This window comes from Paraburkholderia sp. JPY465 (assembly GCF_050436725.1).
GTDB classification, from domain to species: Bacteria; Pseudomonadota; Gammaproteobacteria; order Burkholderiales; family Burkholderiaceae; genus Paraburkholderia; species Paraburkholderia youngii.
The window spans coordinates 53562-69384 of the sequence record NZ_JBNDMT010000007.1; the positions used below are offsets into that span (position 1 = coordinate 53562).

Annotated in this window: 10 protein-coding genes and 6 pseudogenes; 8 read left to right on the top strand and 8 right to left on the bottom strand. The window is 59.1% G+C overall.

The window, feature by feature from the left end:
• Positions 1-151 precede the first annotated feature (151 nt).
• The 6 genes and pseudogenes from QFZ94_RS40680 to QFZ94_RS40705 form a co-directional block, all read right to left on the bottom strand.
• Positions 152-1246 (bottom strand): cysteine protease StiP domain-containing protein, encoded by a 1095-nt coding sequence (locus QFZ94_RS40680; RefSeq protein ID WP_429463741.1) that lies wholly within the window; start codon positions 1244-1246, stop codon positions 152-154.
• Positions 1239-1997, bottom strand: coding sequence for a trehalose phosphatase (locus QFZ94_RS40685; RefSeq protein WP_410853053.1), 759 nt, complete (start codon positions 1995-1997; stop codon positions 1239-1241). Before QFZ94_RS40685 ends, QFZ94_RS40680 begins: the two co-directional genes overlap by 8 nt.
• Positions 1987-3114 (bottom strand): phosphoribosyltransferase domain-containing protein, encoded by a 1128-nt coding sequence (locus QFZ94_RS40690; protein ID WP_018436565.1) that lies wholly within the window; start codon positions 3112-3114, stop codon positions 1987-1989. The genes QFZ94_RS40685 and QFZ94_RS40690 overlap by 11 nt, the downstream gene beginning before the upstream one ends.
• Positions 3115-3648: 534 nt before the next feature.
• A pseudogene (locus QFZ94_RS40695) lies at positions 3649-3980 on the bottom strand (transposase); the annotation flags it as partial.
• A 99-nt stretch (positions 3981-4079) separates the two neighbouring features.
• Positions 4080-4598 (bottom strand): annotated as a pseudogene (locus tag QFZ94_RS40700) (IS6 family transposase); the annotation flags it as partial.
• A 705-nt stretch (positions 4599-5303) separates the two neighbouring features.
• Positions 5304-5576 carry a hypothetical protein gene (locus QFZ94_RS40705; RefSeq protein WP_429463744.1) on the bottom strand — a complete coding sequence of 91 codons (273 nt, stop codon included), beginning with the start codon at positions 5574-5576 and terminating at the stop codon, positions 5304-5306.
• A gap of 361 nt (positions 5577-5937) precedes the next feature.
• Here QFZ94_RS40705 and QFZ94_RS40710 point away from each other — a divergent pair, with 361 nt between their 5' ends.
• The 5 genes from QFZ94_RS40710 to QFZ94_RS40730 all read left to right on the top strand — a co-directional run bounded on the left by QFZ94_RS40710 (position 5938) and on the right by QFZ94_RS40730 (position 10159).
• On the top strand, positions 5938-6270 hold the full coding sequence (locus QFZ94_RS40710) for a hypothetical protein (protein WP_410853302.1): 333 nt from the start codon (positions 5938-5940) through the stop codon (positions 6268-6270).
• Positions 6271-6478: 208 nt separating this feature from the next.
• Entirely contained in the window at positions 6479-7429 is a 951-nt protein-coding gene (locus QFZ94_RS40715; RefSeq protein WP_368599720.1) for a branched-chain amino acid ABC transporter permease, read from the top strand.
• 26 nt (positions 7430-7455) lie between these two features.
• Positions 7456-8625, top strand: a complete 1170-nt coding sequence (locus QFZ94_RS40720) for an ABC transporter permease subunit (protein ID WP_368592345.1) — start codon at positions 7456-7458, stop codon at positions 8623-8625.
• A gap of 20 nt (positions 8626-8645) precedes the next feature.
• Complete coding sequence (locus QFZ94_RS40725) at positions 8646-9437, top strand: ABC transporter ATP-binding protein (RefSeq protein ID WP_152853905.1); 792 nt, start codon at positions 8646-8648, stop codon at positions 9435-9437.
• A gap of 17 nt (positions 9438-9454) precedes the next feature.
• The gene (locus QFZ94_RS40730; protein WP_429463745.1) at positions 9455-10159 is read left to right on the top strand and encodes an ABC transporter ATP-binding protein; all 705 of its coding nucleotides are present in this window, start codon (positions 9455-9457) and stop codon (positions 10157-10159) included.
• Between the two features lie 789 nt (positions 10160-10948).
• On the opposite strand, the pseudogene QFZ94_RS40735 reads toward QFZ94_RS40730, so the two are convergent.
• A pseudogene (locus QFZ94_RS40735) lies at positions 10949-11289 on the bottom strand (IS5/IS1182 family transposase); the annotation flags it as partial.
• A 126-nt stretch (positions 11290-11415) separates the two neighbouring features.
• Between QFZ94_RS40735 and QFZ94_RS40740 the strand changes: the two are divergent.
• Together QFZ94_RS40740 and QFZ94_RS40745 are read left to right on the top strand one after the other, a co-directional pair.
• Positions 11416-11625: pseudogene (locus QFZ94_RS40740) on the top strand (transposase); the annotation flags it as partial.
• 134 nt (positions 11626-11759) lie between these two features.
• Positions 11760-12980: pseudogene (locus QFZ94_RS40745) on the top strand (ISL3 family transposase).
• 1127 nt (positions 12981-14107) lie between these two features.
• Here QFZ94_RS40745 and QFZ94_RS40750 read toward each other — a convergent pair.
• The gene (locus QFZ94_RS40750) at positions 14108-15118 is read right to left on the bottom strand and encodes an IS110 family transposase (RefSeq protein WP_429463747.1); all 1011 of its coding nucleotides are present in this window, start codon (positions 15116-15118) and stop codon (positions 14108-14110) included.
• 74 nt (positions 15119-15192) lie between these two features.
• Between QFZ94_RS40750 and QFZ94_RS40755 the strand changes: the two are divergent.
• Positions 15193-15793 (top strand): annotated as a pseudogene (locus tag QFZ94_RS40755) (transposase); the annotation flags it as partial.
• Positions 15794-15823 lie beyond the last annotated feature (30 nt).

Sequence of the window (15823 nt, forward strand, 5' to 3'; positions counted from 1 at the left end):
ACCTCCAAGTAGTCCAAGTTTTCGTCCGCACCCTCCACCACAAGTGAGCACAATTCTGAGATCTTGGTGCCGAAAACCACGTCCAGCATGTCACCGCGCGTAGCCGGCATCTACAGAGTCGCCCCGAGGGAGAACGTAGAAATGTCGCCCCTCAGTTGGGACTCCGTGTGATTGTCGCGGCACGATACGGACCCAGGTCCGCGCCAGCTTCCTCTACGGTCACGCCCGCGCGGTCAGTGAGATGCATTAACAATTGCACGTCGCTGTCGTTGCTATCACGTACCAGAACGTGATCGGGCACACGACGCAGAACAGCTCTGGTTGCCTCAGCGATACCCGGCTTCACGCGATTCAAGTTGAAGGTGCCAAAACGCGTTGCCAGTGAGGACACCACGTGATCAGCGGACGCTTGGAGCTCCAATCGCTGTTCGTCGGTCCATGGAGTTGCGGGATAAACTTCGCCCAGCGCCCCACGTTCGGCCTCGATCTTATCGATGAACTCTCGGGTTACGTCATGCTTAGGCAGGTGGTCGTATGTCACGCAACCATGAAGCCCACCTTGAGTCGGCCAGATGGTGCGGGATACGAGGCCCGACACGGTTGCACCGAGGATGCCGGACGGAATTACCCAGTCCTCTGCAGAGCCAGCCAGCCAAGCGCGGCCGCAGGGGTCTGCTAGAACAACGAGGCGAGGCTCTGCTGGGAAGCGCTTGTCGTCGTCCAAGGTCCGCTTGAGCTCATCGGAGATTGCGCCTTTGCCGGTCCAACCATCCACGAAGGCGATCTTTTCGGCCCCATGCAGCTGGATGATGGCTTCCAGAGCCACCATGTCGATCCCGCGATCGCGAATGATGCTGACACCGTAGTGGTGAGTATCGCGGCCCATTTCGACGAGTGCCCGGCGCAGCAGGACACCGAGGGGCACGCCTGCGCGAACAAATGAAACCAGGGCGATGCTCGGCCCGGTGTAAGCGGCACTCAATGCCAATGCCAAGGCCTGAACATTGGAAGCCATACGAGCGCCGTTCCGCGCCAAGGCATGGGTGTAGAGACCCTTGTGCACGTCGGTAGGAGCCTGCTCGAAGCTTATCATCTCAGAGTAGTGCTTCCGGTTCGTCTGAATCAGAAGCTCCTTTTCCTCAACGGTAGTGAAGCTCATCTGCACGCGTTGCAAAAGGAAATGCACATCTTCAGGGGCGTAGCTGCCGCTGCCGACGGTGCTCAGGGTGGCGAGAGGATTACTCATTGATGAGCCCCTTCACTACTGTTGCCAGTTGACTGCGCGCCGGCGTTGACCACATGTGACAGAGGTCCATGAACCCCAGGTCGGAGATGCTGTCACCGAAGCCCAGGACCGGCCGCTCGCCGTGGACTTCACGATCGCGGCGCAACCATTCTTGAACGGCGAAGCGTTTTTCCAAACCCGCAGGCAGGAAGGCGAGGTTGTTTCCATTAACGTGGGTGTGCATGCATTCCAACATGCTTCGAGATTGAACTTCGGTCAGCAACTCGGTGAGCACCGAGTCGTTGGACTCGTTGTGTTTGGTCAGCACGTAGTGGCGCAGACCTTCCTCTTCAACTACCCAACTGCGCAGGGAGTAGCCCAGTTCTTTGCCGATTTGCAGGGTGGCCTCCCTCAGTGTCGACAGCCGGTCTTGAAAGGTCCGGAGCGACTCGGCCATCTGTGCGTGCCAGGGCTGGTCAAGCGATCCGTCAGGGCGGAGCATCACGCCTCCATGGGAGCAGATTGCACCTTCGGTGAAAGGAAGCTTGACGCGGTTGTAGGCCTCCACGCTACGTGCGGTAACCGGAACGACGTCGGCCGAGGCCAGCAGCCAGTTCAGGAAGAAGTTCTGGACCGGGTTCATATACCCGTTGGGCTGCCCATGCACGTCCAGGGTGGCGATGATTCGTGGGGTGGCGTCCGCCATCTTACTTGCGGTCTGGAACAGGGTGTCGTCGAGGTCCACGAATATCAGCGGACGATTACTGCTCATCGAAAATTATCTCCGCATTCAGGACATCAACCAGTTCTGCAGGGAGCGCTTGCGCCGGGGTTTCTGTGCAGATAAGAACTCGGTCGAATTCACCGGGCTTCACGTTGTAGAGGAAGTTCGGAATACCGAGGCCATAGTTGTCAGGAAACGACAGCGCGTGCTCGATGGCGTGGCCTATGGCTATAGGGGACCTGGTGGTTGCGCTGAAGTAGACGTCTGCCCCGGCTCGCTCCGCGCGCTCTGCCAGCAGGAAGGGACGCCAGACGAACTCACCGGTACCCACTACGACGACTTTCTCGCCGGGCTGGATTTGAATGTTCGGTGCGAGCGTGTCGTCCACGTGGCGAACGCCCAAGCGCCCCCAGTCATTGCGGGGCGAGAGAGGCCATCCGCCTATAGAAACGGCGCCGACACCTAGCATATCCGGCAGAGGCGCGGACTGATCTTCGTGGAACTGATACGAGCCGCTCAGCAAGGATACGGCGGTGGTCGACTCTCCGATGGCCTTACGCACAGCACCCCCAGACCAGTCCGTCAGGACACACGTGACCACTCGCTCGATCTTGTTCAGGCCGGCTTCGATTAGTGCGCGGTGCAGGTTGAGAAAGGTCTTGCCGGTCGAAGCCTCATCGTCCACCAAGATTAAAGATCGGGCCTGGAGCATCAAATCACGAACCTCGGGATCGACTGGCAGGTGGATTAAATGGGTGCTGGCATGACTGTGCTCTTCCTCGAATCGAGAAAAGAGGTCGGTACCCAAAGGATGACGGGTACTGGTGAGGTACACGCTGTCGGAACGCGTGGCACTGTAAGCACGGTGCACGCCGGCACCGAGGCCAACTGCGGCTTCGGCGACGCCTATTACCAGCACTGGGCCGGGCAGGTCCGCTGGGATCTCGCTGACGAGGCTCTCGAAACTGGCAGCCATGATCGATGGCCGCGTCGGCACGAGTCGTCCCAGAACTTTTGACACGAAGAGGAATGCCCGCTTTGGATTCCGGCGCTCTGCGAAACCGAACAGGGTAGCCGCGGGCAAGGCGGCGGCGTCGACTTTGACCTCGAGAAGTCCCCGCTTAAGTTGAGCGCGTAGGAACGTCGGTACTACATTGCTGTCCATGAACTGCTTCCTTGCGAAACGCTGATCAATGAGCCGATTGCCGATTGCCGATGGCTTGGCGGTGCGACTCGCGGCTTTTAAAAACAGGACGGTCGTCGACGGCTGATTCTAAGCATCCGTGCGGGTGTATTTCAACGGCCCGGTCGCCAACAGCAAGCGCTCCCACGGTACCACTTTCTCCATCTCTGCAAGGAAACGCTGACGCCTGATCACTCGCTTCTTGTCCAGACTTCCTACTTCTGCAAAACCGAGCTACCGCTTCATGATCGTGGGACCGTTTCGTGAGCCTCTTGCTACAACGTCTTCGTCCTCGTCACCGACGACCGCGTAGCCGATTGATCAGCCTTTCCCACGTTTGATGCGAGGTCGAGGACCTAACAGGCTGTCGAAAATCGCCTCGTTTTGACAACCGCGGCAATGTTTAAAGGGATTTCGTATGCAATTCGTCGCTGAGTTGCACATGGATCGTCCGGGGCACACCACAGGCGAGTGAGCCAGCCGGCGCGTTTTCGCCCGGTGGCCGCGTCCGGCGACTCATTGCGCTGCTCCTCGCGGCACGGCCATCAGTATTCGGGCCATTCCGGTCAGGTTGCTCGCCAGCATGGTCAGTCTGAAGTGCTGGTGACCCGCTTGATGCCTCGATAGTTGGTCTGCCGAATTCTGCCAATGGTCTTGCCCCAACCGGAGTACTCTTCGATGCGTTTAAGTCTCACCTGGCTGATGCCGTAACCGGCGTGCCGCGAAGCGCGCCCATCAATCGCGCTTCCGTCTTGATGAGCAACGTTGCGCGCCACATGGGGCGTCACGTTGCGCGTCCGGCAATCACGAACAGAGTCGCACATGTCGTAAGCCTTGTCGGTCCCAACACGATTTGGTCGCGAAAAGGACACAGTCATAGCAAAGCGCGATAGCATAGAATTGCTTATTTCGCCAGCGAGTAGAATTGCTCAGTAGCAGATCGTTGAATTGTTCGGGCATTTGTTCTGGCAGACCTTGATCGGCGTCTCGCGTTCGGCGGTGAGCGCTTGTAGCGCCGCCAGATTTGATCCGCTTTTATCAATTGTCACAGCCTACGGTTCACCGTTCAGGGTCATCGCCTTTTCGAAGTCTCTCCGGGCCGCAGCCTTGTCACGACGGGCTCGCCGAAGGAAAGCGTTCGTGTTGCCAGCGTTGTCCGCGGCGCGGTACAAATAATATTTCCACTCGCTCCTCACGCGAATGTACGTTTCGTCCATACCCCAACTCCTGCTGCCCGCCGGCTTGCAGCGCCGAAACGGCTTCTCTAGAACCGGCAACAGTTTGAGTGTCCAGCGATGCACAGTCGGATGGCGAACCGAAATTCCTCGTTCGCCATTCGTCTGTTGGAGGTAACGCAGACTCAGCGGATACGCAGCGTACCAGCGCACGCAGAGAAGGATTACGTCAAGCGGATAATGTAGGCGCTTGAGCACCTTCGCCACCGCGCGATTCAGGTTCTGCTTCATCGGTCAGATCATCCGTCTTCGGGGCCTCCACATGGCAGGTCCCTTATTGGGACGAAACCTTGGTCATTTCTTCTTTAGTCGGACGCCGATTCCCATGCACGTTCACCATGCTCCGCGACGGCCCCAACTACCAACGACTTTAACTGCTTGATCACTTCATTCTGATCATTCTGATGGCTCATCGATCGGATCGAACTTCATCACTGGATGACCTTCGTAGCCCTGAAAACACCCACCGAAACGGAGTCCACTCGGATTGTTGAAGGTGTGACCGGGCAATCCTAACGGCAGTTCATCTCTGATACAAGCATAACTTGCTTAAGCCGGCATAAGCAGAATTTATGCGGCAAGGAAAAGTGAGCTGCGCGGATATAAGCCGAATTTATTTCATATTCCTAATCGCGCAAAATAGAATAGGGCCCAGCCTCGGCCCACCGCAGTATTGTGCCGGTGCCGGGGGTACCTTGGTCCTTCTGAAGGAGGCTGACAGTTGGGCGCGTCGGGTAGATTGACAGGAAAGGCACTGCCGCAAGGGGGGGAGGCAACGTAGCGTCGAAAGGGTGTTGGCCGCTCCGAGCCCCGAAGCTGATCATTAGGCCATCAGGCTGTTGGTGCTATTTGAAAGCGCGGTTTTGTAGACAAGCCGGCGGTTGGCGTGACGAGGCGTAGACGGTCGATGCGCTGCTGCGCCCCCTCCTGCAATGGCTAATGCACATCGTTATTTCGGGATGTCGATTCATCAGCATTGGCGATCCACAAAAAAGCGGCCGTTGACAAAAGGGTGGCGATCTGATTGCCGCTTGACGCGCGCAACGACGGGTAGGCGACACCGCTCAACAATTGTCCAGGAGAGGTACCTGAACAACATAGCGTCACGTGAGATCGCTGCGCCATCAAACGCATCATCAAGCTGATGTTCGCTTCAGGAATTTTTTGGATCTGATGCGTCATCCTGTCGGGCACATAGAGATCATGCACATGAGTCGGAAAAAGGGTAAGTATGCGACGCTTGCAATTCAAGAGTTCCAGTCGAATAGTGCTATTCCGGGGCCACGCAACAGAAATTTCTGGTTCTGTGTGATCGCTTTTGACGCTAGCCTTAGCGGGATGCGATGCGACTGCTGACGTGATCCGTGCGGCTCCGAGAAAATGTATTGATCCGTCAGTAACGCTTGGTCGAGAACACGATGAATGCTGTCAAATGTCGCGTCGACACTCGGCAAAAAAAAGAACGCGCGGACTTTTGGAATATTTGGATTTTGGCTGAAGCTTGCGTGCATATCGGGCAAAACGGATGGGAGCCCGTTATCAGTTGAGCAATACAAAGAGAGGGACATCCATGAATGGCATCAATCAGTCGTCCGCTTCGGTCGCGGCACTACCGTCCGGTGTCCGCGTGGCTGGACAGCCTAAATTCGCAACGGAGATAGTTGCTGAACCGCTGACAGGCGGGCAGTTTACCTTTGGAAAGAACGACGAAAGCGCTGTTCGAATCGCGGTTGAAGATGTGAACAGAGCATCAGCAGCGGCAAATCGTCGCTCGGTTGCGTTCGAAGTGCTATCGGAGGATGACGCAGTGGGTCGGGAACCGGGCGCGTACTCCGTTCAGAAACTCGTCTATTCGGGAGACACGACGGCGATCGGCCGCAGTATTTCTGGCGTGATTTCGTGAGAGTGCACAAGCAGATGCAATTCTCGACCATGATCGGGAAGTCGCATTCGATCGGACAGGCGACTGGATCGACGCACATGTGACGGTCTGTGCGATTTGCGGCGATAGCCGCCATCGCACTCGATTATTTTTTGACAGGTAACGGACATCATCGCACTGTCCGTTACCCCGTATCAACCCGTAGGCGGTCAACTGGAGTAAGAGAGACATGGACATTCTGGTCCAACAAATCATGAATGGACTGGTGCTTGGCAGTGTCTACGCCATCATCGCACTGGGCTATACGATGGTTTATGGCATTCTGGGCATCATCAACTTCGCTCACGGCGACGTGTTGATGGTGGGCGCGATGGTTGCGCTCTCCGCCATAGGTGTGCTGCAGAACCACTTTCCCGGCCTCGGCAACGTGCTGACGCTGGTCATCGCGTTGCTCATCGCGGCGGCAGTCTGCGCGGTGGTCGGCTACACGATCGAGCGCGTGGCCTACCGGCCGTTGCGCCGCGCACCGCGTCTCGCGCCGCTGATCACCGCGATCGGTGTGTCGATTCTGCTGCAGACGCTCGCGATGATGATCTGGTCGCGCAATCCGCTGCCGTTCCCGCAGCTGTTGCCCACCGACCCGATCAACGTGATCAAGGCCACCGACACGACGCCCGGCGCCGTGATCTCGATGACCGAAATCGTGATCATCGTGGTGGCGTTCGTCGTGATGGGCGGCCTGCTGCTGCTCGTGCACAAGACCAGGCTCGGCCGCGCGATGCGCGCGATCGCCGAGAATCCGAACGTCGCGAGCCTGATGGGTGTGAGCCCGAACTTCGTGATTTCGGCGACCTTCATGATCGGCTCGGCGCTGGCTGCGCTCGCCGGCGTGATGATCGCGTCCGAATACGGCAACGCGCACTTCTACATGGGCTTCATCCCTGGCCTGAAGGCCTTTACCGCGGCGGTGCTCGGCGGTATCGGCAATCTCGGCGGCGCGATGGTCGGCGGCGTGCTGCTTGGCCTGATCGAGCAGCTGGGCGCCGGCTATATCGGCAACCTCACGGGCGGCGTGTTCGGTAGTAACTACCAGGACGTGTTCGCGTTCATCGTGCTGATCGTCGTGCTCGTGTTCCGTCCGTCGGGTCTGCTCGGCGAACGTGTCGCGGATCGCGCCTGATCCCGGGCCACAAGGAGTCAACAATCATGACCTCAATTCAACCGATCGAGCCGTCCACGACGCTCATTCCCGAAAAGAACCGCACGAAGACGCTGACCATCGGCATCCTGACGACGATCTTCGTGATCGCGGCGCCGATGATCATCGGCGCGGCGGGCGGCAACTACTGGGTCCGCGTGCTCGACTTCGCGATGCTGTACGTGATGCTCGCGCTCGGCCTGAACGTGGTGGTGGGTTTTGCCGGCCTGCTGGACCTGGGCTACATCGCGTTCTACGCGATCGGTGCCTACACGGCCGCGCTGCTCAGTTCGCCGCACCTGTCGACGCAATTCGAGTGGATCGCGGCGCTCGCGCCGCACGGTCTGAACGTGCCGATCTGGATCATCGTGCCGATCGCGATGGCGCTGGCCGCGATGTTCGGGATTCTGCTCGGCGCGCCGACGCTGCGTCTGCGTGGCGACTACCTGGCGATCGTGACCCTCGGCTTCGGGGAAATCGTGCGGATCTTCATGAACAACCTCGACCGTCCGGTAAACATCACCAACGGTCCGAAGGGGATCACCGGGATCGCTCCGGTGCAGATCGGCGGCTTCAGCTTCGCGCAGTCGCACTCGCTGTTCGGCATGCAGTTCCCGGCGGTGTACCTGTACTACTACCTGTTCGTGCTGTGTGCGCTGTTCGTGATCTGGACGTGTACGCGTCTGCAGCATTCGCGTATCGGCCGCGCGTGGGCCGCGATCCGCGAAGATGAAATTGCCGCCAAGGCGATGGGCATCAACACCCGCAACGTGAAGCTGCTCGCGTTCGCGATGGGCGCGTCGTTCGGCGGCTTGTCGGGCGCGATGTTCGGTGCGTTCCAGGGCTTCGTGTCGCCGGAATCGTTCACGTTCTGGGAATCGGTCGTGGTGCTCGCCTGTGTGGTGCTCGGCGGCATGGGCCACATTCCGGGCGTGATCCTCGGCGCGGTGCTGCTCGCGGTGTTCCCCGAGTTCCTGCGCTCCACCATGGGTCCGCTGCAGAACATGATCTTCGGCCATGAAGTCGTCGATACCGAAGTGATTCGTCAGCTGCTGTACGGTCTCGCGATGGTCGTGATCATGCTGTATCGCTCGGAAGGCCTGTGGCCGGCGCCGAAGCACGAAGACAAGATTGCGAAGCTGGCAAAGCGTAGCGGCAAGAAGCCGGTGCGCGCATAAGGTCCGGTGGAGAAAAAGACATGAGCGATAACGTAAGCAACAACGCGGCGATCCGTCTGTCGGTGAAGGGCGTCAACAAGCGCTTCGGCGGTTTGCAGGCGCTTTCCGAGGTCGGCCTGCAGATCCGCGCGGGCGAAATCTACGGTCTGATCGGCCCGAACGGCGCCGGCAAGACGACCTTCTTCAACGTGATCACGGGTCTCTACACGCCGGATTCGGGCGAGTTCAAGCTCGACGGCGAGAACTACACGCCGACCGCGGTCTATCAGGTCGCGAAGGCGGGCATCGCGCGCACGTTCCAGAACATTCGCCTGTTCGGCGGCATGACCGCGCTCGAAAACGTGATGGTCGGCCGTCATGTGCGCACCAAGCACGGTCTGCTGGGCGCGGTGTTCCAGACGCCGGCCGAACGCAAGGAAGAGCGCGAAATCAAGGAGCGCGCGCTCGAACTGCTCGACTACGTCGGCATCACGCAATACGCGGACTACACGTCGCGCAACCTGTCGTATGGCCACCAGCGGCGCCTCGAAATCGCCCGTGCGCTGGCGACCGATCCGAAGCTGCTCGCGCTCGACGAACCGGCGGCCGGCATGAACGCCACCGAGAAGGTCGAGCTGACCAAGCTGCTCGACAAGATCCGCGCGGACGGCAAGACGATTCTGCTGATCGAACACGACGTGAAGCTCGTGATGGGCCTGTGCAACCAGATGACGGTGCTCGACTACGGCAAGGTGATCGCACAGGGTCTGCCGCAGGACGTGCAGAAAGACGCGAAGGTGATCGAAGCTTATCTGGGTGCGGGGGTTCACTGATGTCCACGACGCAAGCAATGTTGAAAATCAAGGGCCTGCAGGTCAACTACGGTGGCATCCAGGCGGTCAAGGGTGTCGACCTCGAGGTCGGGCAGGGCGAACTCGTCACGCTGATCGGCGCGAACGGCGCGGGCAAGACCACGACGATGAAGGCGATCACGGGCCTGAAGGCGTATGCGGCCGGCGATATCGAGTACATGGGCCAGTCGATCAAAGGCCTGCCCGCGCACGAGCTGCTCAAGCGCGGTCTCGCGATGGTGCCGGAAGGTCGCGGCATCTTCGCGCGCATGTCGATCGTCGAGAACATGCAGATGGGCGCGTATCTGCGCAACGATGTCGACGGTATCAAGTCGGACGTCGAGCGCATGTTCGGCTTCTTCCCGCGTCTGAAGGAGCGCGCGTCGCAATACGCGGGCACGCTGTCGGGCGGTGAGCAGCAGATGCTCGCGATGGCGCGCGCAATCATCTCGCGGCCGAAACTGTTGCTGCTCGACGAACCGTCGATGGGCCTCTCGCCGATCATGGTCGAGAAGATCTTCGAAGTGGTGCGCTCGATTTCCGCCGAAGGTATGACCGTTCTGCTCGTCGAGCAGAACGCGCGTCTCGCGCTGCAGGCGGCCAATCGTGGCTACGTGATGGACTCCGGTCTGATCACGATGTCGGGCGACGCGAAACAGATGCTCGACGATCCGAAGGTTCGGACCGCTTACCTCGGAGAATAATGCTGTTGTGTGATACTGGCTATGGTAAGTCGGGTCCCGGCTTCCCGAACGATCCGCCGATGCCGAGGTCATGCTGATCAAAAAGCGCGCTTGGCACGTTAGATCATTTACAGGCATCTACGACTATGGCTATCTCTCGCACCATCGCTTTAAGGTCGACAGTGCCTAAGCGGGATCACTTTCCGCACCGGTGTTGCGCGGTAGGTTCGATCCAGACGCGTTCAATCTGGATATTACAAATCAGCGGCCGTCTAGTGCTGACTGCCAATGGGCCCTTAAGAGCGACGTTTACGCAATACAAGCGTTTCCGGAATGTCGTTGGAGCAGTTACGGAATCGTATGGGGCAAAGCACTCTGCGTACTTGCCGGAGCTGGTCAGATACCACGACTATTCGATGATTTTGTTCGGCCGCTTGTTCTGTCGTGCGCGGGCCGGCATCGAGCGTTTCGAGCGCAACCGGATGGCGCTCTAGGATTCTTCCGGGTTCATCCTTCTGTCTGCTCGCCTTCTCGAAGTAACATCGCGCGGCGGTCTTGTCGCGATGGGCACACGCAGCAGGAGATCGACTGTTTTACCCCCTGTCGACCGCGTAGCACAGGTCTTCTTACTGTCTCTTGGTAGGCGGAAGTCTCCTCGGCGGGTTGTGCGTCTTCTACATCATGCATGATGTACGATTCGATTCGAACGATGCTATTCGCGCGCTTAACTCGACTGGACCGATCCAGCATCGACTTTCTGCGTGGCCACGTATTCACGAGTTCCGTGCTTATTGCTAAGAGAACGTTGCATAAGGACTGCTGAACGCGCTGAAGAGTCTTCCAGCAGATCGAGCAACAGCCGAGTTTGAGGAACGTTTCGTGAATAGCAGCGCGACGTTCGAAGCGAATAGCAGACGACGGAAATGATGCGGTCGGGCATGCGTACGCTCGGCAACCCGACGGACTTTCCTAGGTCCACTGCGATGCGGGTGACCACGCCGCGCGATGCAAGTTGGAATAGTGCGCGCGCGAAGAGCGCGTAGTATTTGTCGTGGTCGTAACCCCGTTCGGCATTGGCGCGGCGAGGGACGGCTCAAAGGCCGCCTGCGCCTGCCGCCGATCGGCACGATGGCCTCAATCAGCGGGACTAGTACAACATCCCTCAATTAGCTTTAGTAATTATCGGGTTGCAAGTAAGGCTGCAGGATGTAGTGGTCTAATTTCCTCGGACGGGTCGATAGGAGGACAATCCAGAATCGACGAGGAAAAAGAGCAAGATGACAAGAAGGCGCCGACAATTTGACGCCAGCTTCAAGCTGGAAGTAGTACGGATGGTGCGAGACCAAGGGCTATCGGTCAGCGAAGTGTGCCGGTCGATGGACCTTGTTGAGACAGCCGTGCGCCGCTGGGTGGCGCAGTACGATGCAGAGCGTGCTGGCGGCCCCGGCGAGGGCAAGCCGCTGACGGCTGAGCAGCAGCGTATCCGGTAGATCGAGGCGGAAAACCGGCAACTGCGCGAGGACAACGCGCTGCAAAAAAAAGGTTCTTCGTAGAAAAGCGTGGAGCGATTTTCACCAATTGCGTAACCTGATACCTGAATTCAGGGGACATCAGGGGGAGATTGCTCGATCGCAAGGCACTGCAGGCGCTGGGTTGCTGGAAGGGCTACCGGCTGGAACGCGTAGAGTGGCCACAGGGCGAGAACCACACGCTTTCGCTTTATCTGAAACCGGTCGGCCGGGTCATGCATTGTGAGCAATGCGGAGCGCGTTGTTCGCAGATTCATGAGACGACAGTGCGACGCGTGCGTGATCTGCCACTGTTCGAATATCGGGTAGTGCTGCACGTGCCCCGCCGCCGGGTCTGGTGCGAAGCTGTGGTGGTCCACGGCTGGAGAAGCTGGAGTGGCTGGGCCGCTACCAGCGGGTAACGGAGCGCTTTGCCAAGGCGTGCGAGAAGTTGTTGCAGGCGGCCAGCGTACAGGCGGTGGCCGCCTTCTACGATCTGGGCTGGCACACGGTCAAGTCGATCGACAAGATGCGCCTGCGTGCCCGTGTGGCCGACCCGGACTGGTCGGCGATCCGCTATCTGGCGATGGACGAGTTCGCGCTGCATAAGGGCCACCGCTACGCCACGGTGGTGGTCGATCCGATCGGCCGCCCAGGTGCTATGGATCGGGCCGGGGCGCTCGCGCGAAACGGCCCGGGCCTTCTTCGAGCAGCTTCCTGAAGGCGTCGCTGGGCGCATCGAGGCAGTTGCCATCGATATGACGACGGCCTATGAGCTGGAGATCAACGCGCATTGCCCACAGGCCGAAGTTGTCTACGACCTGTTCCACGTCGTCGCCAAATACGGGCGTGAAGTCATCGATCGCGTGCGCGTCGATCAGGCCAACCAGCTTCGCCATGACAGACCAGCGCGCAAGGTCCTGAAGTCCAGTCGCTGGCTGCTGCTGCACAACCGCCGCAACCTGAAACCCGAGCAGTCGGTGCATCTGAAGGAACTGCTGGCAGCAAACCAGCCGTTGTTATGCGTCTACGTGCTGCGCGACGAACTGAAACGGCTCTGGTTCTACCGCAAGCCTGCCTGGGCGCAAAAGGCCTGGGAGCAGTGGTTTGAGCAGGCCAGGCAAAGCGGTATCGCCGCCCTGCAACTGTTCGCACAGCGCCTGCAAGGCTACTGGCATGGAATCCTGGCGCGCTGCCGCCACCCACTCAACACCAATGTCGTTGAAGGGATCAACAACACAATCAAGGTCATCAAGCGCCGGGCTTACGGGTACCGCGACGAGGAGTACTTCTTCCTCAAAATCCGCGCCGCGTTCCCCGGTAATCCTCGATGAACCTTAAAATAGCGGGTAGGGTGCGACACGAAGCATGAGGCTCGAAGGACTGAGCGCAGTGCATGCTCGTTTCATCATTGTCCGACCGCGCGATGGTCTTGCACGGTAGCGGACCCGCCGTGCGACCGGCGGTAGCCTAGGAGCGCGTGCATTGCTGGCAACGGCGTTGTGCGAAGCCGTTCCGACAAAGTTGTCCGAAAGCATGTAGCGCTGCGAGGCGCTGCATGGACGCTCTGAGCAGCAACGGGGCTGAGACGCGAGGCTGACTGACATGGGCAATCTAAGTGAATCGCTGATAAACGTCGTTACTATTGACATGCCAAAGCTGCTGTTAGGCATGACCCAAAACGGGACGTGGCCGGTTATCGCTTTCCTACCAGGTGATACGTCGCCAGTGGCGCCACCGGCGAAGAGGCGGGCCCTTACTCAGTCGTGTGATGAAACGGGAACGTGGTAAGCCCGTACAGTTGCCCCCGTGGCAGATGAACCGCAAGGCTAATCGTTGACTGTGCGGGTATGAGAAAACCGAGAAAGCGAATGCCGGGCTGTAATGGTCCGGATAGAGGTTGCAACATCACTTCACGCGAAAGCGCGCTGACTTCCGTTCGGTGTTCCGGCGCAAAGCTGTTGAGTGACTCCGTAGAGGGAAGCATGAGAGAGCATCGTTCGCGATGTCTGCACCCTCCGCTGCGGCGGGAGAACCTTGACATGGCAATGCGCAGGCGTCAGTTGGACGGCGCTGGTTGCACAAACGTGTGCGGCTTTGGAATGCTTGAGCCGTATGCAGGGAAACTTGCACGTACGGTTCTTAGGGGAGGCTGCGCCGGTAACGGCGTGGCCTTACCCGCTCATACGACTGTGTTTTTGACTAACAACAAGCAAGAATCTATGGTCCGCCCCAGTTTTGCAACCCTGACGCTTGATGCTGTGTTGGCTTGCTCGAATCTATCCGGCGTCGTTGTGGGGACTGTTCCCCGCGCCTCGATGAAGTTCGCGCCCGCGGCCCCCATGAAGTTGTGCGGCTTCAGGAGCCTCTTTGCTTGCCGGGGTGTTCCGCAGGCCGGTGTGCCGTTCACGTCATCAGGTTTCAGTCGTCGCAAAAGCAGAGAGGGTTAGCCTGCGTTGATTCAAGCCGATGCTGTCGCAACCCTTGGATCAAAGGTGGTGTGACGTGCCACGATAGCCCAGGCGGTGCGAGCCAGCTTGTTGGCCAGCGCGCACGCCACCACGTTTGAGTGGCGTCGCATCAGTAGTGCACGTGTCCAGTCCGCGAGGTGGCCGGCTCGCTTCTGCAGGCATCGCATATAGGCCCGGGCGCACTGGACGAGAAGACTGCGGATCTTCTTGTCACCCCGTCGGCTGATGCCGAGAAGTTTGGATCTGCCGCCTGTGCTGTACTGGCGGGGAACAAGGCCAAGCGAGGCCGCGAAATCGCGACTGCATCTGAACTGCTTGCCATCGCCGATTTCTGAGGCAAGCACACTTGCAGTGATCGGCCCGATACCAGGAATGCTCAACAGTCTTTGTCCGACGTCGTCGTCGGCGAGCTGCTGCGCCACCTCGCGATCGATCTCACCGATCTGCTGCTGCAGGTACTTGTAGTGCTCGTGAAGCCGCTCAAGGATCGCGACAAGCCGGGGCGGCAACGGATGGAAGCTGAGAAGCTCCGACAGTCGCTCGACGCCATTCTTGCCGACCGGCAGACTGATGCCGAATTCGAGCAGAAAGCCATGCATCTGGTTGATCGTTCTCGTGCGATCGCGCACGCGGTGTAGCACCGAAAGCGTTTGCTGTGACTCGGTCTTCGGCGTTACGAACCGCATGGCCGGGCGCGATGCAGCTTCGCAGATCGCTTCGGCATCGACGAAGTCGTTCTTGTTTGACTTTACGAATGGCCTCACAAACTGCGGCGAAATCAGTCTGACTTCGTGGCCGAACGTGGCCAGCTTGCGTGCCATGAAGTGAGAACCTGCACACGCCTCCATGACGACCGTGCAGGTCGCATAGGTTGCAAAGAACTCGATCAGTTGCTTGCGCCCAAGCTTCTTCCGCAGCACAGCGTTACCCTTGCTGTCCTGACCATGGATGTGAAAGCTGTGCTTGCCAAGGTCGATCCCAACGAGCGTCGCATGGTCCATGATGGTCTCCAGTTACGAGTGAGCTCCTTCAGCGTAACCTGCCCGGTGAGGCGGGGCGGACCATGTCATTAGTGATGGAAGTGTTGACGGGGCCGGAGCGCCGGCGGCGGTGGTCAGCTGAAGAGAAGCTGACGATGGTGCGGGAGAGTTTCGAGCCGGGCAAGTCGGTCTCAATGGTTGCATGCCAGCACGGCGTCAATCCGAATCAGCTGTTTCACTGGCGCAAGCTGTATCAAGACGGCAGCCTGTCGGCTGTCAGTGCCGGCGAGGAAGTCGTGCCGGCGTCGGAACTGAGCGATGCACTCAAGCAAATCAGGGAGCTTCAGCGACTGCTCGGAAAAAGACAATGGAGAATGAGATTCTTCGTGAGGCAGTGGAGGTGGCGAAGTCGCGAAAATGGATTGCGCGCTCACCCTCATTGCCAGGGGACGACCAGTGAAGCGGGTCTGTGACGTTCTCGGTGTAGCGCGCTCGAATGTGGCGGACAAGCTGGCGCGGCCGGCTGACTGGCGGGACGGGCGTACGGCTCGAAAGACTGACGACGCCGGTCTGGTGGAAGAGATTCGACTGGCCGTTGCTGATTTGCCTAGCTATGGCTACCGTCGTGTGTGGGGCCTGTTGCGTCGGCGGCGAGAGAACCATAGCGCGGTGCCCGTCAATGCCAAACGGGTGTACTGAACCGCCCCGGGTTTCCCGGAGACTATT